Genomic DNA, 21971 nt, shown 5'->3' with positions numbered 1-21971 from the left:
GGCGTGGCGGCGGGGACGGGGGCCTTGCGGGGATTGAGATACATGGCAGTTACTCCCGTTCCAGGATGATGGTAGCGCCGCCATGGCGGCTGCCGAGCTGGCCGCCGATGCCGGACACCACGGCGAGGTTGCAGTTCTTCACCTGCACCGGCGCATTGGCTTCGCCGCGCAGCTGGCGCACCGCTTCAATCACCTTGGTGACGCCGCCGCGATTGGCGGGGTGATTGTTGCACAACCCGCCGCCATCGGTGTTGAAGGCCAGCCGGCCCTGGTTGGCGATCAGGTTGCCATCGGCGACGAATTTTCCGCCGTCGCCCTTGGCGCAGAAGCCCAAGTCTTCCAGCTGCATCAGCACGGTGATGGTGAAGCTGTCGTAGATCGAGGCGTATTTGATATCGGCCGGCGTGATGCCGGCTTCGGCGAAGGCCGCCGGGCCGGACCAGCGCGCGCCGGAATAGGTGAGATCGATCTTGCCGCCCATCTGGTGCTTGGGCGCCTCGCCGGCACCGCGCAGGCGCACGCGCGGCCGTTTCAGCCGGCGGGCGATCTCGGGCCGCACCACCACCAGCGCGCCGCCGCCATCGCTGATCACGCAGCAATCCAGCCGGTGCAGCGGATCGGCGATCATTGGCGAGTTGACCACATCTTCCACCGTCACCACCTCGCGCAGCATGGCCTGCGGATTCCACTGTGCATGCTGCGACGCCGCCACCTTGATCCAGGCGAGCTGTTCGGCCGTGGTGCCATAGTCGTGCATGTGGCGCATGGCGCACATGGCATACATGTTCACCACGGTGGGATTATAAAAATGCTCGAACGGCACATCGGGGGCGGCGGCATTCCATACGCGCGGCGCCGTGCCGGTGGCCATGCCCTCGCTGCGCGGCCGGCCGGCCAGCGTGATCAGCGCGACATTGCATTTGCCCGCCGCAATCGCCTGGGCGGCATGCGAAACATGAACCAGGTAGGACGAGCCGCCGGTATCGGTGGAATCGACATGGCGCAGCTTCAGCCCCATATAGTCGGCCATGCTGAGCGGGCCGAGACCGGGTGCATCGCCGGCGCAGAAATAGCCGTCGACATCGTCTTTGCTCAGGCCAGCATCGTCCAGGGCGCCCTTGGCCACTTCGGCATGCAGCTGCGCCAGCGAGAGATCGGTGGCCTTGCGGGTGGGGTGTTCAAAGGCGCCGGCGATATAGGCCTGGTTTGCAATCGACATCGGCGCGGCGCTCCCGGCATTTCATCCCGGGCACCAGTGTAAGCATTTGGCCGGCGGGGAAAAGCCGCGGCCGACAGCACATTACGCGGCTGGCTTGCGACCGAGCCAGACGGTTGCGCTGGGGCCCTCGCCAAAATGTTGCCGCCGCTGCGTCATCTCGGGCAGCGGCGTCAGGGGAATATAGATCAGCAGCAACGCCGCGCCGGCCTCGGTGCGGGTCGGCAGACCAAGGCGGCCAATATCGGCCGCGCCGCTTTCAAACAATAGCCGTGCGGTGTACCAGACCGGAATACCCTCATCCAGGGCACGGTGAATCACTGCATAGCGCGCCGCCCGCACCTCGGGCGTGGCGTAGTTCAACACCATGCCGCCGCGCGGATTGCCACGAAACAGGAAAGCCAGTTCCTCGCCCACCACGCCATAGGTGAGATTGCGGTCAGCATCACGCCGGAAGGTCATCGTCCAGGGCAGCAGGGCGGGCGGCACCTTCGCCGGCGCCATCGCATGTAGATCGGGCAGCAGATCATCGCCACATAGCGCGCGCCAGTGCTGCAGCAATGGCAGGGCCGGTGCAGGCAGCACCGCATCCGGCGCCACCATGATGTCGATGCCCGCAGACACGGCTAGACGACCTCGAAAGGATCGTGCTCCACCTTGATGCCCGGCGCGGGCGGCAGCATGCGGATCGGGCCGGCGCGATCATCGGTGGCGCGCAGGGTCTCGACCACGATGACGCATTCCACCGCGGTGGCGCCATCGGCCATCGGCATCACCAGGCGTTCGGCGGTGACGACATTCTCCGGATCGCCATCGGTGAGGCCCGGCAGGGTGTAGACGCTGCGGCAATAGAGCGGCTTACGGCGCTGGATCAGCTCGGCCAGCAGGTCGCGCATATGCTTCATATAGGTGGTGTCGGTGAGCGCGCCGAAGCTTTTGGCATCCATGCCTTCGGGCATCTCGCGGAACCAGCGCGCGATCTCGACGCCACAGAGTTTCAGGCGGCTGAGATCGAAATTGCCGCGCGTGGTCTCGGCGATCAGCAGATGCGGCAGGATGACACGCGGAATCGTGGTCACATCCAGCAGGCGGATATCGGGAATGTTGACCGGTTGCGGCAGGGTGCGCCAGAAGTCGCGCGCCGCCTTCAGCACCGGATTGGCCTCGATGATCATTGGCCGTCCTGAACAGCGATTGGGAGGCCAGCTTATGCCGAAACCGCGGCTGGAACGTCAGGTTGATATTCGGATATGGGGTGGCGGAAACACCGTGTGCGGCGGGATATTTGCGGCTGCGAGACGATTGCAGGCTGTGGCGCAATTGCCACGACTGGGCGCTACGCCGCGGCCCCGGCTTGATACACGGCACGCGGCCCTCATATCGAAAGGTTGCCGCTGTTGCCCATCGTGAATCTGTCGTCGCAATCCTCGCTCCAACCGGATCGAACGGGATCGCATTGGATCGAATGGGATCGAATGGGCCTCACTTGGCACCCAATGGGCTTCCCTTGGCCTGCACTGGGATCGCCCTGGCCGTGAATCGGCCGTGCTCGGCGCCACATCGGCGCCAACTTGTATTGTCAAATCAATCGCTTGTCGGAAAACGCACCGCCGCGGGCGGCTTATTCCATCGCCAGAATGGTGTTTTTCACCAGCGGGTAGATCTGGCTGTTCCAGCGCTTGCCGCTGAACACGCCGTAATGGCCGACGCCGGCCTGCAGATGGTGCCGCTTCATATAGGGCTTGATGCCGGTGCACAGGTCATGCGCCGCCACGGTCTGGCCGATGGCGCAGATATCGTCGCGCTCGCCTTCCACGGTGAGGAGAGCGGTTTTCTTGATCAGCTTGGGATTCACCAGCTTGCCGCGATGCATCAGCTCGCCGGTGGCCAGCCGGTGCTGCTGGAACACCCATTCCACGGTTTCGAGATAGAAATCGGCATCCAGGTCCAGCACGGCGAAATACTCGTCGTAGAAATCCTTGGTCTTGGTCGCCTGCTCGATCTCGCCCTTCCACAGATTCTGGAACAGCTCGACATGCGCCTTCACATGGCGGTCCATGTTCATGCTCATGAAAGCCGTGAGCTGGATGAAGCCGGGATAGACGCGGCGGCCGACGCCGGGCAGGCCGGGCGGCACGGTGGCGATCAGCTTCTCGCGGAACCACGTGATCGGATGTTCCTTGGCCAGCTCGTTCACCTTGGTCGGATTCATCCGCGTGTCGATCGGGCCGGCCATCAGCGTCATCGAGCGCGGCACGGCCTTGTTCTTCTCTTCCGCCATCACGGCGGCCGCGGTCAGCGCCTGCACACAGGGCTGGCACACCGCCACCATATGGGCGCCGGGGCCGATCACCTCGAGGAACCTGATCAGGTGGTCGACATAATCCTCGAAGCCGAAGCGGCCGGCGCTGAGCGGCACATCGCGGGCATTGTGCCAGTCGGTGATATAGACATCGTGATCCGGCAGCATGGTGGCCACGGTGTCGCGCAGCAGGGTGGCGAAATGGCCCGACAGCGGCGCGATCACCAGCACGCGCGGCTGCACGCCGATCCGCGCCTGGGCCGCCTCGTCGAGATCCTTGCGGAAATGCAGCAGGGTGCCGAACGGCGTCACATGCGCCGGCTCTTCCACCACCGGCACATCGCGGTTGCCGACCCGCACGCTGTCGATGTGATAGGGCGGGCGGCCATGGCTGAGGCCGGCGCGGGCCACCATCTCGGTGGCCGCGGCAAAACCGCGCAGGAACGGGTTGCTGCCGGCGGCCTGCTGCAGGCCGGGCAAGGCCTGTTCGGCCAGCGCCCGCAGGGGCGCCATCAGGTTGGCTTGGGTCTGGTAGGCCAGATACATCATGAATTATGAGCGGCGAGGGCCATTGCTGGAGCGTTTTGGGCTGGCGTGTTCTGGGCTGGCGTGTTCTGAAGCTGGAGCGTTCGTCTTGGCTGGTCCCGGCTGGAGGCCCGCCCTCCCCCTGGAGTGCGAAAATGCCGGCCCGCCGCCTTATCACTAAAAAAGCTAATGCAGTTTGTGCTGCAATGCGAGATATATGTAGCAGACTAAAGTCTGGGGACCTATGGGGGACGCCGGCGAATGAAGGCCACACTCACCATCAGCAGCAAGAATTACTCATCCTGGTCGCTGCGCGGCTGGCTGCTCTGCCGCATGGCCGGGCTGGACTTCCAGGAAACCCTGCTCTCCAGCGACGACCCCTCGACCCGGGCCGAGCTGCTGCTGCTGTCGCCCAGCTTCCTGGTGCCACGGCTGACCCATGGCGCGGTCTCGGTCTGGGATACGCTGGCGATTGCGGCTTACCTGGGGGAAATCTTCCCCGAGGCACATCTGCTGCCCACCGACATGGCGCAGCGCTCGCATTGCCGCTCGATCTCGGGCGAGATGCATTCGGGCTTCGCCAATCTGCGCTCGGCACTGCCGATGAATCTGAAAGCGCATTATCCGGGCTTCAAGGTCTGGGCCGGCGCCCAGGCCGATATCGACCGCGTGGTGTCGATCTGGCGCGACTGCTTCACCGCCTATAACGGCCCGTGGCTGTTTGGCCCCAAGCCCACGGTGGCCGATGCGATGTATGCGCCGGTCTGCTCGCGCTTCCTCACCTATGATGTGAAGCTGGATCCGGCCTGTGCCGCCTACTGCCAGACCGTGATGGCCTGGCCGATCATCCAGGACTGGATCGATGCCGCAAAAGCCGAGCCCGACGAGTTGGACGAACTCGACGTCGAGTTCTGAGCCCTAGACCACGCCGCCAGCACGCACCACCAGGCGGCGCAGGGTTTTCAGCAAGGCCGTGCTGCACGGGTCGCGGCCGTTCAGGATCAGCACCAGGCCGGGCCGGCTGAGTTCCAGTGCCTTGGCGAATTCGTCAATGCTGGTATTCGCCACCTTGCAGGCTTCGGTGATCACCGCCAGGCCGTCTTCCGCGATATAGCTGTAGCCGTCAGCCTCACGCACCTGCAGGCGCATCACGCGCTTGGCTACCGGCGGTGGCGGCGCCTTGGGCTTGGGCGCAGGGCGGCGCACCGGCTCGGCCTGCAGTGGTGCCGGCGTGAATGCCGATGGCGCGGACGCGATGCTGAAATCGTTCAGGGCCAGGCTGCTGTCGATCTGCTGACCGATCTGGTCGCGGATCTTCTGCATCATCGCCGCATTGGGTGCCGTCAGCTGATATTGCGTGACATGGTCGGTGTGGAAGCTGCTGATATCGTCGAGCCGCGACAGGCGACGACGCAGGAAGGGCTGGCTGCCCATCGGCCATGGCTTGCCACTGGCGATCATGCGATCGAGAAAAATGCTGCTCGCCTCGACTTCCATCTGCAGCATGCCCCAGCGGATGACCGCCAGGTTTTTGGCCTGGGCCACCTGCTTCTCCGGCTCGAACGCCCCCAGCCGGTTTTCCACCATGTCGATGAACAGCTGGAATTCACCCAGCTGACCGATGAAGGTCTGGAAATCGGCATAGCGGTCGGTGATGCCGGTGCCGCCAGCATAGCGTTTGGAAATACCGGTGGCCTGACGCTCGACCTGCGCGATCATCGCCAGGGCTGCATCGCGGCCAGAAACCTTGCTTGTGGTCGCCTGCATGGCAGACCTCCCGTCGCGGCGGATCGCCGTGGCCCTAGAGTAGAGAACAAACCCCGCGGCCGATATTACTTTCCGGCTAGAGTGTCCAAATGGTAATGCCTTGCATGACCACAGCGCGGGCGGGTGCCGCCTGCTGCAGTGTCGAAGTTAGCGCTCGCGTTCCATCAGCCAGCTCCGCGCCAGCGTTATATCGGTGAAATAGCGGATAACGCGGTCTTTCAGACCCTGGCGCAGCACATTTTCCTGCAGCTTGTTGGTTGTCACCGCATTCTTGCGCACAATGGCGACATGCCGTCGATAATCCGAACCGATGCGGCTGTACACAGCATCGATCCCGGCAATCGCATCAGGCGTTGCCAGCCAGTCGGTGTAGCGCATGTCGATCAGATAATCATAGGTCGGTGCATCGGTGTGCTGCTCGACCAGTTTGGCATAGAAGGCAACAATCTCATCATCCGTTAACGCACCAATATAGACGACGGTGATGATCCGCGTCGCCGCATCGATCTCGTAGGCCAGATGCTCGCAGGTGTCAGACACGCGATTGCCGTCAGATATGGCCGTTCTTGTCGAGGAAAGACTGCAATTGCTCCATCATCGGCCGCGTCATCGGATCGCTGCCGTTCAGCATCAATACCAGTGTCGGCCGGCTGACGCCCATGCGGCTGGCCAGCTGATCGAGCGAGAAATTGGCATTGCGGCACACTTCGCTCACCGCGACGATGCCGTCGCGCTCCGCATAAAAGCGCCCTTCCATCTCGCGCACGCGGAATGGCGGCGGAGGAAGTCGTGGCGGCGCCTTGGGCTGCGGCGCACGACGCCTGCCGCCGCGATCCAGGCGCAGGGCCATATCTTGCGGTCGCACCGCATCGCCGGTCGGCACCATGTAGCTGGCCGCATAATCAGAGAAATCGGCCAGTGCCGGCGCCAGTTCGATCTGCGCCTTCAGCAGGTTTTCCACGGCGCGCAACATCACATCACTCAACGGCGTCAGCTGATAGCGCTCGCCGAACTGGTCGTAATAGTCGGCAATATCGCCCAGGCGGCTGAGCCGGCGCTGCAGGAATTCGCGGCTGCCCAGCGGCCAGGGCTTACGCGTCTCGCCGATGCGCACCAGGAAAATCTGCGTGGTATCGACCTCGACAATGGTGATGCGCCAGCGGATGTCGGCGAGATGACGGGTCAGCGACTGGCGCTTGTCGCCGTCAAAACCCGGCAACCGTTCCTCGACCAGGTCGATGAAGACGTAGAAATGGTCGACCTTTTCGATGAAGCGCTTGAAATCGGTGAACTGGGCGGAAATTTCATAGCCGTGGCGATAGGCCTCGGCGATATCGAGGCCCTGCTTTTCGACCTGGGCCAGCAGGCGCAATGTTTCGCGCCGCAATCTGGCAGTCTCCACCGTCTGAGTCAAAACACTACCCTTGACTGATTCTATCGCTCAATAGAGCAACAGTAGCGATTTAGGTTGCATGAATCCATGTCAGATTCTATCAGAATTGACTGAGCTCCAAGCATTAAGAATCAATAACTTAGAAATCCAAACAGGGCCCAACCCCGCCGAGCCAGCCTGTTTTCAGGTCCGGACCAGCAGACGGACACCTTCTACGGGTGCAGATTGGGTTAAAGCCGGAAGAAGCCGACCAGCTGTGCCAGCTGCCGGGCCTGACCGGCGAGCGCCTGGGCCGAGGCCGAGGTTTCCTCCACCAGGGCACCATTGCGCTGGGTCATTTCGTCCATGCTGCCCACGGCGGTGTTGACCTGTTCCAGGCCGGTCGCCTGTTCGCGTGACGCTGCCGCAATCTCCGCCACGATATCCGCCACCTTCTTGATGGCACCGACAATCTCGGTGAGCGACCCGCCGGTCTGGTTGACCAGGCTGGCGCCGGTCTTGACCTGGGCATTGGAGGCCTGGATCAGCGCCTTGATGTCTTTCGAGGCATTGGCCGAGCGCTGGGCGAGCGCCCGCACTTCCTGCGCCACCACCGCAAAGCCCTTGCCGGCTTCGCCGGCACGGGCGGCCTCCACGCTGGCATTGAGCGCGAGCAGGTTGGTCTGGAAGGCGATCTCGTCGATCAGGCCGACGATATCGGCGATCTTGCGGGCACTGTCCTCGATCTGCGTCACGGCGGTAACCGCCTCGGCCACCACGCTGCCGCCCTTTTGTGCCGTGTCACGCGCAACAACCGCCAGCTGGTTGGCGGCCTGGGCGTTATCCGCATTCTGTTTCACGGTGGTGGTGATTTCATGCATCGACGCCGCGGTTTCCTCAATCGAAGCGGCCTGCGATTCCGTACGGCTGGCCAGATCCTGACTGCCGGTGGAGATTTCCGCCGCCGCGGCATTCACCGCTTCCGCATTCTCCGACAGGCCGCGCACCACTTCGCTGATCCGCTCGGCCATGCGATTGGTGGCCTGCTGCAGTTCGGCGAACACGCCGGCATACCTGCCTTCGACGCGACCGCTGAGATCGCCATCCGCCAAGCGCGCAAGCACCCGGCCAAGCTCCTTCAGCGCTGTATCGGTGGTGGCGACCAGCGTGTTGACGCCATCACCCAGACGTCGCATCACGCCCTGCATGTTATCGACGGCGATGCGCGCGCTCATGTCGCCTTCGGCGGCCGCGGCGACAATAGTGCCGATCGAGCGATCCAGTTCGGCCTCCTGGGCCTGGCGTTGTTCCTCGAAGGCCTGGCGCTGGCTGGCGCGTTCGGCCGCCATGCGACGGTTATCCATCGCCTGCTCGCGGAATACCTGCACGGCTTTTGCCATAGCGCCCAGTTCATCGACGCGATCCCGTGCCGGAATCTCGCTGTCCAGGTTGCCCGCAGCCAGCGTCTGCATGGCGCCCGTCATGGCCGCAATCGGCCGAACCAGGCCGCGCGACAAGACCACAGCCACGACACCGGTGGCGATCAGTGTGACCAGGGCCAGCAGCGACAGGATCAGTAATTCCCGGCGCTGTTCCGCGGCCTGTTTCTCGCGGTCGGCAACGATTTCGACCACAGCAATCGGCTTGCCGGAGAAGTTCTTCAGTGGCATGGCCAGCGTGGCACTGTCGCGGCCCTTCAGCCGGGTATGGCGCAGCACGGTTTCGCCATTCAGCGCGGCACGGTATTCGGCCTCGCCTATGGTGGTCTTTTCGGCAAAGGTGCTGGAATAGACGCTGAGCTTGTCATCCGCCAACAGGTGAATGGTGAGTTCAACATTGAGCCGGCGCTTCATGCGCTGCAGGAATTCCTCACCCAACGCGATGCCGGTATCGACCACACCGATCAGCTTGCCATCCAGGCGCAGCGGATGCGACGAGAACAGACTGAGTGTTTCGCGGCCCGGTTCGATGCCGGTATGGGCCTTGCCCGTGTCGATGGCCTGCTTCACCGTCTGGCGCCGGCTCAGCACGTTGTCGCCGAAGTTGGCCGGCGAATGGGCGCGCAGGAAAGCCACGCCGGTGGGTGTCTGAACGGTGATGAGACCAATGCCCTCGCGCTCACGCACCGTCTTCATCGGCTCGGCCAGCAGGGCCAGACCGGCAGCGCGATCGCCACTTGCCACCGCTTCCTGCAGGGCGCGCAGGCCGCTCAGAGCACTGCTGACACTCGATGCCGTGCGGCCTTCGAAATCGATCGCCTCCAGCACGGCGGCGTAATTCGCCAGCAGGTCGTCGCGCAGGTCGCCCTCGGCGGTGCTCACCTGCTTGATGAACATGTAGCCGGCGATGACCGCGATGGCGGCAAAGGTGATTCCGAGCATGGCGGCAATAAGCCGCGCCGCGATCGAGCGCTTCAACATTCTGGTTTCCTCCCGCAACATACGGTTGCGGGAGTGATTTCACAGGAAGCAGGCGGGCTTAACAATAGCTACGAGGGTATAGCGTACTGTTTTATTCCCCCTGTAGTTTTTGAATAGAAGACATCAGCAGGCGCGGTAGCGCACCAGATCGCGTTCCAGGCAGATGCGCAGTTCGCGAATGCCGTCGGGGCCGCCGATGACCCGCAGATGGCGGCGCTCAAGACGATCATGCCCGTGAGAGGCATCGTTGGCAGCGACAACGGCGGCCGTGAAGGCCTGCACCGACTGGCCCGGCTGCGGTTCGGGCAGGGTCAGCCGCGTTGCGACACCGGCCTGAGCGGCGAAATACTCGGCTGGCGTGGCAAAATCGCTGCAACTGCCATGTTTGGCCCATTCGCATTGCATCAGCCGCGGATCGGGCGCGCTGCACAGATGGCGGCGCAGCACGGCCTCGGATACCGGCGCCACGGCTGCGCAATATTGCGGCCAGCGCTGGCCGGCCCGCGGCTGCGCATATTGCGGCCACAGCCCGTGGATGATCCAGCCGAACTGGTTGTCGCGACATTGCAGGGTAGCGCGCCGGCCGGCCGGACCAGCGCAGAAGGCCGGCGACCAGCTGAAGCTCAGGATGTAATGGTCGAAATCGCCCTTGGTGCCGCGCGCTTCCTCGCGCGCCTGGTTCGGGCAGGGCGCGACTGTGATGCGCGAAGGCAGCCGGCATTGCTCCTGTGCCATGGCCACAGAGGCGGGCACGGACGCAGCGAGCAGGAGCGCCAGCAGGGCAAGCTTGCTTAAGGCTTTCATCAGGGTCTAAAGATCACTGACCAGCCCCCGCCAGACAAGCCCCATGAAACCCGCCCAGATCGAGCATTTCTTCGCCACGCTGTCTGCCGCCAATCCCGCGCCGCAGACCGAACTGAACTATGTGAATGCCTATACCCTGCTGGTGGCCGTGGTGCTGTCAGCCCAGGCCACCGATGTGGGCGTCAACAAGGCGACAAAAAACCTGTTCAAGGCGGTGAGCACACCTGCGGAGATGCTGAAACTGGGCGAGGACGGCCTGAAGCAGCACATCAAGACCATCGGGCTGTTCAATGCCAAGGCCAGGAATGTGATCGCCCTGTCGCAGATCCTGGTGGACAAGCACGGCGGCGAAGTGCCACGCGACCGCGATGCGCTGCAGGCCCTGCCCGGCGTAGGCCGCAAGACCGCCAATGTGGTGCTGAACGTGCTGTGGGGCGAACCGACGATTGCGGTGGATACCCATATCTTCCGGGTTGGCAACCGCACCGGCATGGCGAAAGGAAAAAACCCGCTGGAGGTGGAGCTGAAGCTGGAAAAGGCGGTGCCGGCGAAATACCGCCAGCATGCCCATCACTGGCTGATCCTGCATGGCCGCTATATCTGCAAGGCGCGCAAACCCGACTGCTGGCGCTGCGTGGTGGCTGTCGACTGCAGCTTCAAGCCCAAGACCAAGGCGCCGGACGAAGCGTGACCATGCGCGTGATGTTCGACAGCAACGCCTATGACGCGATCCTGAAACATGGCGATGCCGAGCGGATCAGGGCCGCCGGCCTGGATGTTATCGCGACCGAGATACAGAAAGACGAGATCAGCCAGATTCGCGATGGACTCCGGCGCCAGCAGCTGCTGTCCCTGCTCATGCAGGATCAGCCTGTCTTGACACCAGAGATGCCGTGGGATGCATCTCGCGATGCCATCATCGGCGCAACGGCCGCACAACACGCCGGTCTCCTGGTGACAGACGACAAGGCCCTCATCGGCCATGTCGCAATCACCGCACCGCATTTGCGCGTGCTGACCTATGAAAAATTCCGGGCAGAGTTTCTGGCTTAGGACATCGGCCGCGGCGGCGGCGGCGTGGTCTTCAGCAATGCGGCCAGGCAGTCGCTGTCATCCACGGTCTGGCCACGCACGCGGCTCAGCACCTGGGCATGGCTGACGCGCAGGCGCGCGGCAGCATCGTCGGGATAGAGGAACAGCAGCAGCGTGCAGCGCGGCAGCTCGGACTGGTACTGCCAGACCTCGCCCGGCGGCTCGCGCCGCAGCGCGGTGGGCGTGCCGAACAGGGCACGCGCCTCAGCCTCGGTCTTGCGCACCACATCGGCACTGACAGCGCGACGCGGTGCTTCGTTGGGGCTTTGATGCACCAGCGAAAGATCGAGTTCCTCACCCGGCATGACGCCGGTGGTGGTGGGGGCCGGCCGGCCGCCGCAGGCGGCAAGCGCGAGCAGCAGCGACAGGGCAAAAAGAATGCGCGGCGTTTTCACGCCGCGCAGCTTAAACGCAACGATACGATCAGGACAACTATTCGGCAGCCGCCGGCGAAGCCAGACGGCCACCCGCCGCCACGGTCTGCACCGTGCCGGAAATCTCGCCGCCGCATTCGATCTCGACCTGGCCATAGGCGATCTCGCCCGAAACCTTGCCGGTGCCGCGGATCAGCAGGCGACCGCGCACGCTCAGGCGGCCCTCGAAGCGGCCACGAATCTCGGCTTCATCCACCTCGGCCGAGCCCTTGAACTGCCCGGTCTCGGTGATCTCGACAAAGCGGCTCTCGCTCAGCTGGGCCTCGACGCGGCCTTCCACCACCACCTTGTCGCAGGCGGTGATCTGGCCGGTCAGGCTGATTTCGCGGCCGATCAGCAGCACCTTGGGCTCGGCATGATGTTCGGTCTTGCCTGTCGACGCGGCAGAGCCGCCAGCCTGCACCACGGACTTGGGGGCCAGATCGACCGGGCGCTTGGCAATCTCGGGACGGAAAGTCGGGGTCGGCGGGGTAACTTCGGCCATAACGGTGGCTCCTGCAGTTGCTGTAACGGGGGCGGTGGCGGGCAGAACAGGTTTGCCGACGGCACGCAGGTGGCTCGGCATCGGCGGCAGTTCATCATCAATCGCCTTGACCGGAGCAGCGGCCAATGCGAGGGCCGGTTCGGACTGCTTCGGTTCGATCGGTGTCAGTTCAGCCGGTTTAGAGTCACCTTGGGCAGGCGGTGCCGGCGGCATCATCGCGGCACTATCGGTGCTCGGCTTCTTGCGACCAAACATGGACGGTCTCCTCTGGTCCCCAACATGCGCCACCCGGCAGCCAACCCGCAATGCCGGAATTGATGGTCAACCCGTCGTCCGCAACCGTTTGTAGACGTGAACCATGAAAGCAGTTGCCACAATCGGGACGAGAAAATTTACGAGCGGAATGGTTAACAGAAGGACAATGAGCACACCGCAGAGCCAGACATCGCCCCGCCGGCGGCGACGCAGCAGATCAGCCTCACGCCTGGGCTGATAGCGAAACGCGACCGCCTCGAAATATTCCCGTCCGATCAGATAGCCGTTCACCAGCAGCGACAGGCCATACAGCAGCGGCGGGAAGAACAGCAGGATGGCATAGAGCGGCAGCAGCGCGATATTGACCACAAGAACGATGCCGAGGAAACGCAGTGCTGCCCATAGTGCCGGGGCCGTGGCCACGGGGCGGCCCGGCGCATCGGTGGGGTAATAGCGCGCCTCGACCGCCGCGGCGATGTCATCCAGAAAAAGGCTGATCGCCGCGGTCATGATGGCGGGAAACAGCAGCATCATGCCAATCAGCAAACCGAGGCTGGACAGGGCGCCGATCACCCAGTCGAGCCAGCCATAGCCGGTTTCAGGCGCCACCAGCAGGCCGGCCCAGAGCCCGATGGCCAGCAGCACGAACACCGTGGCGCTGACCAGCAGCGACTTGATCAGAACGCTGCGAAAGGCCGGATCTGGCAGTTGCGCCAGGGCGCGCGTGAAGGCCGGTGCAATCATGCGGTGCCGTCTCGCGGATCGATGGGTACCTGGCCGCTGAGGCCGAAATCGGCTTCCAGCAGGGCCGAAAACGCCAGCAGTTCGGCTTCGCCGCGCGGCCGCGCCACGATCTGCAGCCCGACGGGCAGGCCACTTTTGGTAAAGCCGCAGGGAATCGAAATCGCCGGCGTGCCGGTGATGGTGATGGCAAAGGTGAGCACCAGCCAGGAAATATAGGTGTCGAACTTGCGGCCGGCGACCTCTTCCAGATAGCGCTTGCGATGATCGAAGGGCGGCGCCACGCAGGTGGGCAGCACCAGGAAATCGTGTTTCTCGAAGAAGGCAACGAGGCGATTGTAGATCTGGCCCTGGATGCGCAGCGCATCGGCTTTCTCGATGCCGGTGAGCTTGAGTCCCTTCTCGGCATTCCAGATCACTTCCGGCTTCACCAGGTCGGTCTTGTCCTTGATCCTGGGCCAGACCGTGACAGCGAAATTGGCGGCGCGCAGAGCCTGGAAACACTCCTCCGCGCCGCTGAAATCGGGCACATCCTCGCTGACGGCAGCACCCAGCTTGGCGATGCGCTTCACCGCCGCCTCGCACAGGGCCAGTACTTCAGGATCGACCGGCGACAGGCCGAGATCGGGCGTCCAGCCGATGCGGCAGCCGCCGGCAAAGCGGCTCGGCAGCCGGCCGGTGACCATGGCGTGATCGACCACGGAACCATAGCTGCGCTCGGGTGCCGGCAGGCTGAGCGGGTCGCGCGGATCGAGGCCGCTCATGGCATCCAGCATCAGCGCGGTATCGCCCACCGTGCGGCCCATCGGGCCATAGACCGACAGGGCATCGAACGGCAGGGCGCGCGGCCCGAAGGCAACGCGACCGGGCGACGGGCGCAAGCCGACCACGCCGGTGAAGCTGGCCGGGATGCGCAAGCTGCCGCCAAGGTCGGAGCCATCGGCGAGCCACACCTCGCCGGCCGCCAGCGCCGCCGCGGCACCGCCCGACGACCCCGCCGGCGTGGTGGCGGTGTTCCAGGGATTGGTGGTGGTGCCAAACACATCGTTGAAGGTCTGCGAGCCGGCGCCGAATTCGGGCGTGTTGGACTTGGCGACGATCAGCGCGCCATTGCTTTCCAGCTTTTCCACCGACCAGCCGGACTTGGTGGGCACATGGTTGGCAAACACCCGGCTGCCCTGGGTGGAGCGCACGCCGGCCACATCGACCAGGTCCTTGGTGGCGATCGGCAGGCCGTAGAGATAGCCCGGCGGCGCCGGATCGGGCGGCACCAGTTTGGCCGCCAGCGCCCGGGCACGGTCCAGGCACAGCGTGGGCAGGGCGTTGATCTTGGGTTCGACCAGGGCAATCCGGGCCGCGGCGGCATCAATCAGCTCGCCCGGCGTCACCTCGCGGGCCCTGAGGGCTGCCACGGCCTGGCGGGCGGTCATCTTAATCAACGCGTCCATATTTGCCTTCCTTCTGTCGAACCGGTAGAGAGTAACGAGATTCATCCGCTCCGGGAATGCGCCCAATGACCCCCGTAAAGTCTTCTTCGGCTCGTAACAACGTGCTCGCCATCGGCAATGCCATCGTCGACGTGCTGGCCCGTGTCGACAATGCCTTCCTCGACGAGCATGGCATGCCCAAGGGCGGCATGACCCTGATCGACGGCGGCCGGGCCGAGCAGCTATACGGTGCCATGGGTGAAACGGTGGAGGTCTCCGGCGGTTCGGCGGCCAACACGGCAGCCGGCGTGGCCGCGCTGGGCGGCAGCGTGCAGTTCATCGGCCGGGTGCGCAACGATACACTTGGCGATGTGTTTGCCCGCGACATCAAGGCCATGGGCGTGCAGTACGATACCACGCCGGCCACCGACGGACCCTCGACCGCGCGCTGCCTGATCATGGTGACGCCGGATGCGCAGCGCACCATGAACACCTATCTCGGCGCCTCGATCGACCTGACGCCGGACGATATCGAGCCGGCAGCCGTGAATGCCGCCGAGATCACCTATCTGGAAGGCTATCTCTGGGACCAGCCGATGGCCAAGGAAGGCATGCGCAAGGCGATGCGGCTGGCGCATGATGCCGGCCGCAAGGTGGCAATGTCGCTGTCCGACAGCTTCTGCGTCGACCGCCACCGCGACGAGTTCCGTCATCTGGTCGAACACCATATCGATATCCTGTTCGCCAACGAGGCCGAGATCACCGCGCTGTACCAGGTGGGTGATTTCGACCAGGCGCTGCAGCATGTGCGCCACCATGTCGATGTCGCCGCCCTCACTCGCTCAGAAAAGGGCTCGGTGATCCTGGCCGGCGAAGAGGTGCATATCATCGACGCCGTGAAGGGCGTGAAGGTGATCGACACCACCGGTGCCGGCGACCTTTACGCGGCCGGTTTCCTCTATGGCTTCACCCATGATTTCGACCTGCATGCCGCCGGCCGGCTCGGCTCGCTCTGCGCCGCCGAAGTGATCGCCCATATCGGCCCGCGGCCGCAACAGCCGCTCAAGCCCTTTGTCGCCGAAGCCCTGAAGGGCTGATTCTAGAAAGGCCGATCGACCGCCGCAGTCAGCACGTGGCGGTCGTCCAGCCGCACCGATGCGCCAAACGCCGAGATGATGGCATGGCCCGAGGTCGGCAGCGCGGCGCGGTTGGCGGAAACGTTGACGCGCATCACCACGTCATTCTGCGCCATCACATTGATCACCGTGGCCGGGCGGCCATCCTTCAGGCGGCAGGTCACGCCCAGGCCGCCATCGAACCAGTAGGCGATGAACGGCTTGGTCACCTCGAAGCTGGTGCCGTCGGCAAAATCCATGGTGAAGCCGGGACCGGAGATCAGCGTGATCCAGCGCGAGACATTGGGGAAGGCCGAGAATGGCCCGTCCTTTTCGATCACCGCGCGGCTGATGCGCCAGCGGAAGCCGGTTGTGCCGGCACCGGGCGGATCGACCGCGATCTGGTAGGTGGTGCCGCCGCCATTCTTCCACGGCTGCGCATCCAGCGCCGACAGCGCGATCAGCGTGTTGGCATCGGCCGCAGGCGCGCGCGACGGTTCGGCGCCGCCGGGGCGGGATTTGCCTAATTGATTTTTGTCAGAGCCCATTTGAATGCCAATGCTTCTGACCCGGCCGAACCGGCCATAACGATCTGCTGCGTGCGGCGCACGTCTCCGCCGCTGCCAAGATACACGCTGTCTTCGAGCCGCACCATGCCGCCCATGCCGCGCCAGCGCCAGCCCTGGCCGCTGGCGCTTTTCAGAATCACGGTGTCGCCGCTGCCGATCAATGAGGCATGCATGCCGGGATGCAGATGCAGGCGCAGCACCGCATCCACGGGCATCCCGGCAGATTCGGTGACGATTTCCTCGCCGCGCAGGTCTTCTCCACCGGCCGAAAGGTAAAGCCGGCGGCGATACAACCGGTTGTAGGCGGTGCGCCAGCCGTCATGTTCGGCCTCGAACCAGATGGCGCCATCCTGCTCGTTGCGGGTGACTCGCACAGCCGCGGCCGCTGTCGGCTCGACATTGCCCAGGCAGAGGGTGGAATGGGCTGCCGCGCCGCTGAGAGCCGCCGCCCAGTTGCCGCCCGGCCGGCGCGCGGCACCACAGTTCACGATCAGGCGATCCTTGCCCCAGCTGAACTCGAAGGACAGCAACCCGCGATGCGGCAGGGCGCCAGACAGCGCGCGCGGCGGCGGTGTTCCCGCATCCAGCAGCAGCAGCGCACGCTTGGCGGCGGCGCGCTCATAGCCGCTGGGCGTGGCCGAATTGAGCGGCTTGCCCTTGGCCTCCGACAGGTCGAGCACCAGATCGATCTGTGCCGCGACCTCCTCCTCGGCGCCATGAAACAGCGCCAGGCCGCCATCGCCATGGCGGAAAAAGCGCAGCATCGGCGCCATGCGGTCCAGATGCGGCTGCAGCAGTGCGGCGCGTTCGGGATCGACCGCACGCAGGAAATGCCACAGGGCCACCACATCGCGCAGCACGCGATACAGCACAGACGGATTGCGCGAGGCGTGACCGCCATCGGCAAAAATCTGCGCCCCAAGCGCCGCATCAAGCCCGCGGATCGCCACCGCATCCTGCGCCGCGCCCAGCGCCTCCGCGCCATAGACCGCGCCAAGTGCGGCATCGAAACGCGGCAGGCCCGGCGGTGCCATGTCCATGGCGCGTTTCAGATGCGTGGCATGCCGGGCAATGCTGAGCAGGAAATCATGGCCGAAGGTTTCGTCGGCGCCATCGAGCAGGAAATGCGCCGCCAGCAGCCACTGGGTCAGGCGACGGCCGGCGATCTCGGGCTTCCAGGCCAGGCCGTGAATCACCTGTGCATGCTTGGCGATCCAGTCGGCCACCAGGCTGCGGGCCATGCGGCGGGCCATGTCACCGCCCTGGGTGGCGAAGTCGCGCAGCCAGACAAAACCATGCAGCCCTGCGGCCCAGGCGGCATGACTGGCGGGATCGAGCCCGGCATCGGAGGCCGACAGCGACCAGGGCGCGGCATGCGGCGAGACGACTTCAGCGCCGGCAAACAGGAAGCGGCCCTGGAACAGGCGGTCGGCATTGGCCGCGCTGCCGGGCCAGGGATCATCGGGCAGCGCCGGCAGTTCGAGCGGGGCCTGGCGCGGCAGCGTCAGGGCATAGAACCGCGTGCCATGCCAGGCAGCCGCCACGCGACGCCGCAATCTTGCTCCGGCCGAGTCCTGCAGCGATGCCGCAGTCACGTCAGTTCACTTCAATGATTTTGCGCGCACCCGCGCAATATTCTCGGCATAGGCCGAGGGGCCGCCCTGGAAGGTGGCGGTGCCGGCCACCAGCACATCGGCGCCGGCATCGACCGCCAGCTGCGCGGTCTCGGCATTGATGCCGCCATCGACTTCAAGATCGATGGCGCGACCCGAGGCATCGATCGCCTGGCGCAGGATGCGGATCTTGTCGAGCTGGGTATGGATGAACTTCTGGCCGCCGAAGCCGGGATTGACGCTCATCACCAGCACCAGATCGACCATGTCGAGCACGGCGAGCGCGGTTTCCACCGGCGTGCCCGGATTGAGCGACAGGCCGGCCTTCTTGCCCAGCGAGCGGATCAGCTGCAGCGTGCGATGCACATGCGGGCCGGCTTCCGGGTGCACGGTGATGATATCGGCGCCGGCCTCGGCGAACTGCGGCACGAAGGCATCGACCGGCGAGATCATCAGATGCACGTCGAAGAGCTTTTTCGTGTGCTTGCGGAGCGCGCCCACCACACTGGGGCCGATGGTCAGGTTCGGCACGAAATGGCCGTCCATGACATCGATATGGATGTAATCGGCGCCGGCCTTGTCGATGGCGGCAACCTCGGCGCCCAGCTGGGCAAAGTCGGCCGAGAGGATCGAGGGGGCGATTCGGGTGGCTTGCTGCGGCATGGGGCAGGCTTAGCAAATTTGGGGGTCTACGCCAAGCAAGCGGGGTCGCGGCATCCGGTCACAAACTCCGGCGAATCCGGGCTTTTTATGGCCGAATCGCCTTTCCACCGGCCCGGTCGGGGGCTAGAACAGCGGCGATGTCCGACAACTCCGCCTTTCCCACCGTTCCCGTCATCACCTCGCGCCGCGTGGCCGCCGTCCTGGTCGACATGGTGCTGGGCAAGGGCCGCGCGCTGGACGATGCGCTGCTGGACGGCAAGACCGGTTTCCGCGACCTGAGCGAACGCGACCGCGGCTTCGTCCGCCGCCTGGTCGCCACCACGCTGCGTCGCCGCGGCCAGATTGACGGTTGCCTGCGCAAATTCCTCACCCTGTGGCCCAAGGGCCTGCCGCGCGAGGCCATGCGGCTGGGTGCCGCCGAGCTGCTGTTCCTGGGCGCGCCGGCCCATGCGGCGGTCGATTCCGCCGTCGAGCTGATGCATCCGGAACAGAAAAAACCGCGCGGCCTGATCAATGCCGTGCTGCGCAAGGTGGCCACCGAGGGCGCCGCCATCGTCGCCGGGCAGGATGCCGCCAGGGCCAACACGCCGGACTGGCTGTGGCGCAGCTGGATCAATGCCTATGGCGAGGATGCCGCGCGGGATATCGCGCTGGCGCATCTGCAGGAAGCGCCGCTGGATATCAGCGTGAAAAGCGATGCCGCCGGCTGGGCGGCAAAGCTGGAGGCTGAAATCCTACCGACCGGCAGCCTGCGGCGCATGGCCGCCGGCGCTGTCGAAACCCTGCCGGGCTTCAGCGAGGGTGAATGGTGGGTGCAGGATGCCGCAGCAGCCCTGCCGGTGCAAATGCTGGGCGATGTGGCCGGCAAGCGCGTGGCCGATCTCTGCGCCGCACCCGGCGGCAAGACCGCGCAGCTGGCTGCCCTGGGTGCCAGTGTCATGGCGGTGGACCGCTCGGAGCCGCGACTGAAGCGGATGAAGGAAAATCTGAAGCGCCTGAAGCTCAAAGTCGACGTGAGAACCGCCGAGATCGAACAGTGGCAGCCCGACGAGAGCTTCGATGCCATCCTGCTGGATGCGCCCTGTTCGGCGACCGGCACGATCCGCCGCCATCCCGACCTGCCCTACCTGAAAGACGAAACCGATATCGCCAAGCTGGCCGAGCTGCAGCGCCGCCTGATCGCCAAGAGCTGGAGCCTGCTGAAACCCGGCGGCAAACTGGTCTACTGCGTCTGCTCGCTGCAGCCCGAGGAAGCCGAATACCAGATCCGCCATCTGCTGGCGCTGCAGGGCGCCGAACTGATCCCGGCCGATGCGGGCAAGCTGCATCTGCCATCGGAAGCCGTGGCCCATGACGGCGCCCTGCGCACCCTGCCCTCCATGTGGTCGGGCCGCGGCGGCATGGACGGCTTCTTCGCCGTCTGTGTGCAGAAAACCTAGCCGTCCGCGATCAGGCTTTCGGCGGCTCGACGATCAGGCCGACCAGGCGCCGCACCAGCGGAAACACGAACAGCATGGTGGGAAACGCCACGATCCAGGACAGGCCCCAGGCCTGCATCCATTTCTCGACCACGCCGGCGACGAAGCCGACACCGTTGAAGGTCGATATCCCCGAGACAATGAAGGTCATCAGGAATGACAGCGCCAGCGGCATGGCGACCAGATTGTAGCGGGCAGGAAGTTTCTTTTGCATCGGATGTCCGGCTCAAGGGGGGCAGGCGATGTTTACCGCATCGCCCGCCCTGCGGCCATAGCCGGATCAATCGAGCAGCGTCTTCATCACCGCGTAGAGCTCAGCCTTGGCCTCGAAGCCGACACCGGGAATCTGCGGCAGGGACACATAGCTGTCGTGCACCGCGATGCCATCGGCGAAACCGCCAAAGGGCTTGAACACATCGGGATAGCTTTCGTTGCCGCCCAGATGCAGTCCGGCAGCGATATTCAGCGACATCTGGTGGCCGCCATGCGGCACCACGCGGCGGCTCGACCAGCCATGGTCTTTCAGCACATCCAGGGTGCGCAGGTATTCCACCAGGCCGTAACTGAGCGCGCAGTCGAACTGCAGGAAATCGCGGTCCTTGTTCATGCCGCCGAAGCGGATCAGGTTGCGCGCATCCTGGTGCGAGAAAAGATTTTCGCCGGTTGCCATCGGCTTGTCGTAATGCCGGCCCAACTCGGCCTGCAGCGCATAATCCAGCGGATCGCCCACTTCCTCGTACCAGTAGAGATTATAGGGTTTGATCGCGTTGCCGTATTCGATCGCCGTCTTGATATCGAAGCGGCCATTCACGTCGACGCAGAGATTCTGGCCGTCGCCGACGATCTTCAGCACCGCCTCGATGCGCTTGAGGTCATCGGCCAGCGGCGCACCGCCGATCTTCATCTTCACGACGCGATAGCCACGGTCGCGATAGCTCTTCATCTCGTCCTGCAAAGCCGTCAGGTCCTTGCCCGGATAGTAATAGCCGCCGGCGGCATAGACCCAGACCTTGTCATCGGCGACCCCGCCGCGATAGCGGTTGGCCAGCAGGCGCCACAGCGGCACGCCCTCGATCTTGGCCACCGCATCCCACACCGCCATGTCCAGCGTGCCGACCGCCACCGAGCGTTCGCCATGACCGCCGGGCTTCTCGTTCTGCATCAGCGTCGCCCAGATCGCAAACGGGTCCAGGTTGCCATGCACGGTGTCGATCAGCGCATCCGGCTTGGCCTCCGTCAGGCGCGGCAGGAAACGTTCCCGCATCAACGCGCCCTGGCCGTAGCGGCCGTTGGAATTGAAGCCGAAGCCCACCACCGGCTTGCCGTCGCGGATCACATCGGTGATCACCGCGACCACCGAGCAGGTCATCTTGGAGAAATCGATATAAGCATTGGCGATCGGCGAGGCGATCGAGACGGTTTTTTCGCGGACTTCTACGATACGCATGGGTAAATCCAGGCTCCTTCTCTGATGGCGCCATCCTAGTCATGGACAGCGGGCGGCGGCCAATGCCAGATTCGGAATTGATTATTCCCCAATCGCATTGCACCCCGTAAGGACGGCACCGGACGGCTATGGAGTTCAACTGGCTTGAGGATTTCCTGGCACTGGCCGAAGCGGGCAACTTCTCCCGCGCGGCCGAGGCCCGGCATATGACCCAGCCGGCCTTCAGCCGCCGCATCCGCGCGCTGGA

24 protein-coding genes are annotated in these 21971 nt (G+C 64.6%); 6 read left to right on the top strand and 18 right to left on the bottom strand.

From position 1 onward, the window contains the following. Nucleotides 1-49 precede the first annotated feature (49 nt). From AAG799_RS14850 to phaZ, 4 genes are all read right to left on the bottom strand, one after another. Complete coding sequence (locus AAG799_RS14850; protein WP_341897235.1) at nucleotides 50-1219, bottom strand: thiolase domain-containing protein; 1170 nt, start codon at nucleotides 1217-1219, stop codon at nucleotides 50-52. An 81-nt stretch (nucleotides 1220-1300) separates the two neighbouring features. Continuing rightward, on the bottom strand, nucleotides 1301-1840 hold the full coding sequence (locus tag AAG799_RS14845) for a hypothetical protein (protein WP_341897233.1): 540 nt from the start codon (nucleotides 1838-1840) through the stop codon (nucleotides 1301-1303). Nucleotides 1841-1842: 2 nt separating this feature from the next. Then, on the bottom strand, nucleotides 1843-2391 hold the full coding sequence (locus AAG799_RS14840) for a hypothetical protein (protein ID WP_341897231.1): 549 nt from the start codon (nucleotides 2389-2391) through the stop codon (nucleotides 1843-1845). 446 nt (nucleotides 2392-2837) lie between these two features. Continuing rightward, nucleotides 2838-4067: a polyhydroxyalkanoate depolymerase gene (gene phaZ, locus AAG799_RS14835; protein WP_341897230.1), complete on the bottom strand. Its 1230-nt coding sequence runs from the start codon at nucleotides 4065-4067 to the stop codon at nucleotides 2838-2840. A gap of 237 nt (nucleotides 4068-4304) precedes the next feature. On the opposite strand from phaZ, the gene AAG799_RS14830 reads away from it, so the two are divergent. Beyond that, nucleotides 4305-4958, top strand: a complete 654-nt coding sequence (locus tag AAG799_RS14830; RefSeq protein WP_341897228.1) for a glutathione S-transferase family protein — start codon at nucleotides 4305-4307, stop codon at nucleotides 4956-4958. A gap of 3 nt (nucleotides 4959-4961) precedes the next feature. On the opposite strand, the gene AAG799_RS14825 is transcribed toward AAG799_RS14830, so the two are convergent. The 5 genes from AAG799_RS14825 to AAG799_RS14805 form a co-directional block, all read right to left on the bottom strand. Next, the gene (locus tag AAG799_RS14825) at nucleotides 4962-5810 is read right to left on the bottom strand and encodes a hypothetical protein (RefSeq protein WP_341897226.1); all 849 of its coding nucleotides are present in this window, start codon (nucleotides 5808-5810) and stop codon (nucleotides 4962-4964) included. Nucleotides 5811-5957: 147 nt separating this feature from the next. Beyond that, entirely contained in the window at nucleotides 5958-6350 is a 393-nt protein-coding gene (locus AAG799_RS14820; protein WP_341897224.1) for an STAS/SEC14 domain-containing protein, read from the bottom strand. Nucleotides 6351-6360: 10 nt separating this feature from the next. Further along, a complete protein-coding gene (locus tag AAG799_RS14815; RefSeq protein ID WP_341897222.1) occupies nucleotides 6361-7197 on the bottom strand; it encodes a hypothetical protein in 837 nt (278 codons plus the stop codon). 236 nt (nucleotides 7198-7433) lie between these two features. Next, nucleotides 7434-9602, bottom strand: coding sequence for a methyl-accepting chemotaxis protein (locus tag AAG799_RS14810; protein ID WP_341897220.1), 2169 nt, complete (start codon nucleotides 9600-9602; stop codon nucleotides 7434-7436). Between the two features lie 123 nt (nucleotides 9603-9725). After that, nucleotides 9726-10406, bottom strand: coding sequence for a hypothetical protein (locus AAG799_RS14805; RefSeq protein WP_341897218.1), 681 nt, complete (start codon nucleotides 10404-10406; stop codon nucleotides 9726-9728). 43 nt (nucleotides 10407-10449) lie between these two features. Between AAG799_RS14805 and nth the strand changes: the two genes are divergently transcribed. Next, nucleotides 10450-11097, top strand: coding sequence for an endonuclease III (gene nth, locus AAG799_RS14800; protein WP_341897217.1), 648 nt, complete (start codon nucleotides 10450-10452; stop codon nucleotides 11095-11097). A gap of 2 nt (nucleotides 11098-11099) precedes the next feature. Then, entirely contained in the window at nucleotides 11100-11459 is a 360-nt protein-coding gene (locus tag AAG799_RS14795) for a hypothetical protein (RefSeq protein WP_341897215.1), read from the top strand. Here the strand turns inward: AAG799_RS14795 and AAG799_RS14790 are convergent. From AAG799_RS14790 to AAG799_RS14775, 4 genes are all read right to left on the bottom strand, one after another. Beyond that, complete coding sequence (locus AAG799_RS14790) at nucleotides 11456-11893, bottom strand: hypothetical protein (RefSeq protein ID WP_341897213.1); 438 nt, start codon at nucleotides 11891-11893, stop codon at nucleotides 11456-11458. The genes AAG799_RS14795 and AAG799_RS14790 overlap by 4 nt on opposite strands. A 37-nt stretch (nucleotides 11894-11930) precedes the next feature. Further along, entirely contained in the window at nucleotides 11931-12671 is a 741-nt protein-coding gene (locus AAG799_RS14785) for a polymer-forming cytoskeletal protein (RefSeq protein WP_341897211.1), read from the bottom strand. 66 nt (nucleotides 12672-12737) lie between these two features. Beyond that, entirely contained in the window at nucleotides 12738-13415 is a 678-nt protein-coding gene (locus AAG799_RS14780) for an EI24 domain-containing protein (RefSeq protein WP_341897209.1), read from the bottom strand. Continuing rightward, on the bottom strand, nucleotides 13412-14860 hold the full coding sequence (locus AAG799_RS14775; protein ID WP_341897207.1) for an amidase family protein: 1449 nt from the start codon (nucleotides 14858-14860) through the stop codon (nucleotides 13412-13414). The genes AAG799_RS14780 and AAG799_RS14775 overlap by 4 nt, the downstream gene beginning before the upstream one ends. 65 nt (nucleotides 14861-14925) lie before the next feature. Between AAG799_RS14775 and AAG799_RS14770 the strand changes: the two genes are divergently transcribed. Then, nucleotides 14926-15936, top strand: a complete 1011-nt coding sequence (locus AAG799_RS14770; RefSeq protein ID WP_341897205.1) for an adenosine kinase — start codon at nucleotides 14926-14928, stop codon at nucleotides 15934-15936. A 2-nt stretch (nucleotides 15937-15938) separates the two neighbouring features. Here the strand turns inward: AAG799_RS14770 and AAG799_RS14765 are convergent, their stop codons facing one another. Genes AAG799_RS14765 through rpe form a run of 3 tightly spaced genes read right to left on the bottom strand, consistent with a single transcriptional unit; the run spans nucleotide 15939 to nucleotide 18799 of the window. Further along, entirely contained in the window at nucleotides 15939-16502 is a 564-nt protein-coding gene (locus AAG799_RS14765; protein WP_341897204.1) for a HutD family protein, read from the bottom strand. Continuing rightward, nucleotides 16478-18067, bottom strand: coding sequence for a heparinase II/III family protein (locus AAG799_RS14760; RefSeq protein ID WP_341897202.1), 1590 nt, complete (start codon nucleotides 18065-18067; stop codon nucleotides 16478-16480). The genes AAG799_RS14765 and AAG799_RS14760 overlap by 25 nt, the downstream gene beginning before the upstream one ends. Before the next feature lie 57 nt (nucleotides 18068-18124). Further along, entirely contained in the window at nucleotides 18125-18799 is a 675-nt protein-coding gene (gene rpe / locus AAG799_RS14755) for a ribulose-phosphate 3-epimerase (protein WP_341897200.1), read from the bottom strand. 137 nt (nucleotides 18800-18936) lie between these two features. Here rpe and AAG799_RS14750 point away from each other — a divergent pair, with 137 nt between their 5' ends. Then, a complete protein-coding gene (locus tag AAG799_RS14750) occupies nucleotides 18937-20238 on the top strand; it encodes a transcription antitermination factor NusB (RefSeq protein WP_341897198.1) in 1302 nt (433 codons plus the stop codon). Between the two features lie 10 nt (nucleotides 20239-20248). Here AAG799_RS14750 and AAG799_RS14745 read toward each other — a convergent pair whose 3' ends face one another. Together AAG799_RS14745 and AAG799_RS14740 are read right to left on the bottom strand one after the other, a co-directional pair. Further along, nucleotides 20249-20491: a DUF2798 domain-containing protein gene (locus tag AAG799_RS14745; protein ID WP_341897196.1), complete on the bottom strand. Its 243-nt coding sequence runs from the start codon at nucleotides 20489-20491 to the stop codon at nucleotides 20249-20251. Nucleotides 20492-20557: 66 nt separating this feature from the next. Next, nucleotides 20558-21724: a mandelate racemase/muconate lactonizing enzyme family protein gene (locus tag AAG799_RS14740; protein ID WP_341897194.1), complete on the bottom strand. Its 1167-nt coding sequence runs from the start codon at nucleotides 21722-21724 to the stop codon at nucleotides 20558-20560. Between the two features lie 128 nt (nucleotides 21725-21852). Here AAG799_RS14740 and AAG799_RS14735 point away from each other — a divergent pair. Next, nucleotides 21853-21971, top strand: a 119-nt coding sequence (locus AAG799_RS14735) for a LysR family transcriptional regulator (protein WP_341897237.1), incomplete at its 3' end; no start/stop codon positions are given.

This window comes from Ferrovibrio terrae (genome assembly GCF_943371255.1).
Lineage (GTDB): Bacteria > Pseudomonadota > Alphaproteobacteria > Ferrovibrionales > Ferrovibrionaceae > Ferrovibrio > Ferrovibrio terrae_B.
Note: the sequence above shows the minus strand (reverse complement) of the source record. Positions and strands in the feature narration are given on the sequence as shown.

Excerpts from the sequence above, each read along its gene's own strand:
- AAG799_RS14850 (WP_341897235.1), bottom strand. The coding sequence starts at position 1,219 with ATGTCGATTGCAAACCAGGCCTATATCGCCGGCGCCTTTGAACACCCC.
- AAG799_RS14840 (WP_341897231.1), bottom strand. The coding sequence starts at position 2,391 with ATGATCATCGAGGCCAATCCGGTGCTGAAGGCGGCGCGCGACTTCTGG.
- phaZ (WP_341897230.1), bottom strand. The coding sequence starts at position 4,067 with ATGATGTATCTGGCCTACCAGACCCAAGCCAACCTGATGGCGCCCCTG.
- AAG799_RS14830 (WP_341897228.1), top strand. The coding sequence starts at position 4,305 with ATGAAGGCCACACTCACCATCAGCAGCAAGAATTACTCATCCTGGTCG.
- AAG799_RS14825 (WP_341897226.1), bottom strand. The coding sequence starts at position 5,810 with ATGCAGGCGACCACAAGCAAGGTTTCTGGCCGCGATGCAGCCCTGGCG.
- AAG799_RS14810 (WP_341897220.1), bottom strand. The coding sequence starts at position 9,602 with ATGTTGAAGCGCTCGATCGCGGCGCGGCTTATTGCCGCCATGCTCGGA.
- AAG799_RS14805 (WP_341897218.1), bottom strand. The coding sequence starts at position 10,406 with ATGAAAGCCTTAAGCAAGCTTGCCCTGCTGGCGCTCCTGCTCGCTGCG.
- nth (WP_341897217.1), top strand. The coding sequence starts at position 10,450 with ATGAAACCCGCCCAGATCGAGCATTTCTTCGCCACGCTGTCTGCCGCC.
- AAG799_RS14795 (WP_341897215.1), top strand. The coding sequence starts at position 11,100 with ATGCGCGTGATGTTCGACAGCAACGCCTATGACGCGATCCTGAAACAT.
- AAG799_RS14785 (WP_341897211.1), bottom strand. The coding sequence starts at position 12,671 with ATGTTTGGTCGCAAGAAGCCGAGCACCGATAGTGCCGCGATGATGCCG.
- AAG799_RS14780 (WP_341897209.1), bottom strand. The coding sequence starts at position 13,415 with ATGATTGCACCGGCCTTCACGCGCGCCCTGGCGCAACTGCCAGATCCG.
- AAG799_RS14775 (WP_341897207.1), bottom strand. The coding sequence starts at position 14,860 with ATGGACGCGTTGATTAAGATGACCGCCCGCCAGGCCGTGGCAGCCCTC.
- AAG799_RS14770 (WP_341897205.1), top strand. The coding sequence starts at position 14,926 with ATGACCCCCGTAAAGTCTTCTTCGGCTCGTAACAACGTGCTCGCCATC.
- AAG799_RS14765 (WP_341897204.1), bottom strand. The coding sequence starts at position 16,502 with ATGGGCTCTGACAAAAATCAATTAGGCAAATCCCGCCCCGGCGGCGCC.
- rpe (WP_341897200.1), bottom strand. The coding sequence starts at position 18,799 with ATGCCGCAGCAAGCCACCCGAATCGCCCCCTCGATCCTCTCGGCCGAC.
- AAG799_RS14750 (WP_341897198.1), top strand. The coding sequence starts at position 18,937 with ATGTCCGACAACTCCGCCTTTCCCACCGTTCCCGTCATCACCTCGCGC.
- AAG799_RS14745 (WP_341897196.1), bottom strand. The coding sequence starts at position 20,491 with ATGCAAAAGAAACTTCCTGCCCGCTACAATCTGGTCGCCATGCCGCTG.
- AAG799_RS14740 (WP_341897194.1), bottom strand. The coding sequence starts at position 21,724 with ATGCGTATCGTAGAAGTCCGCGAAAAAACCGTCTCGATCGCCTCGCCG.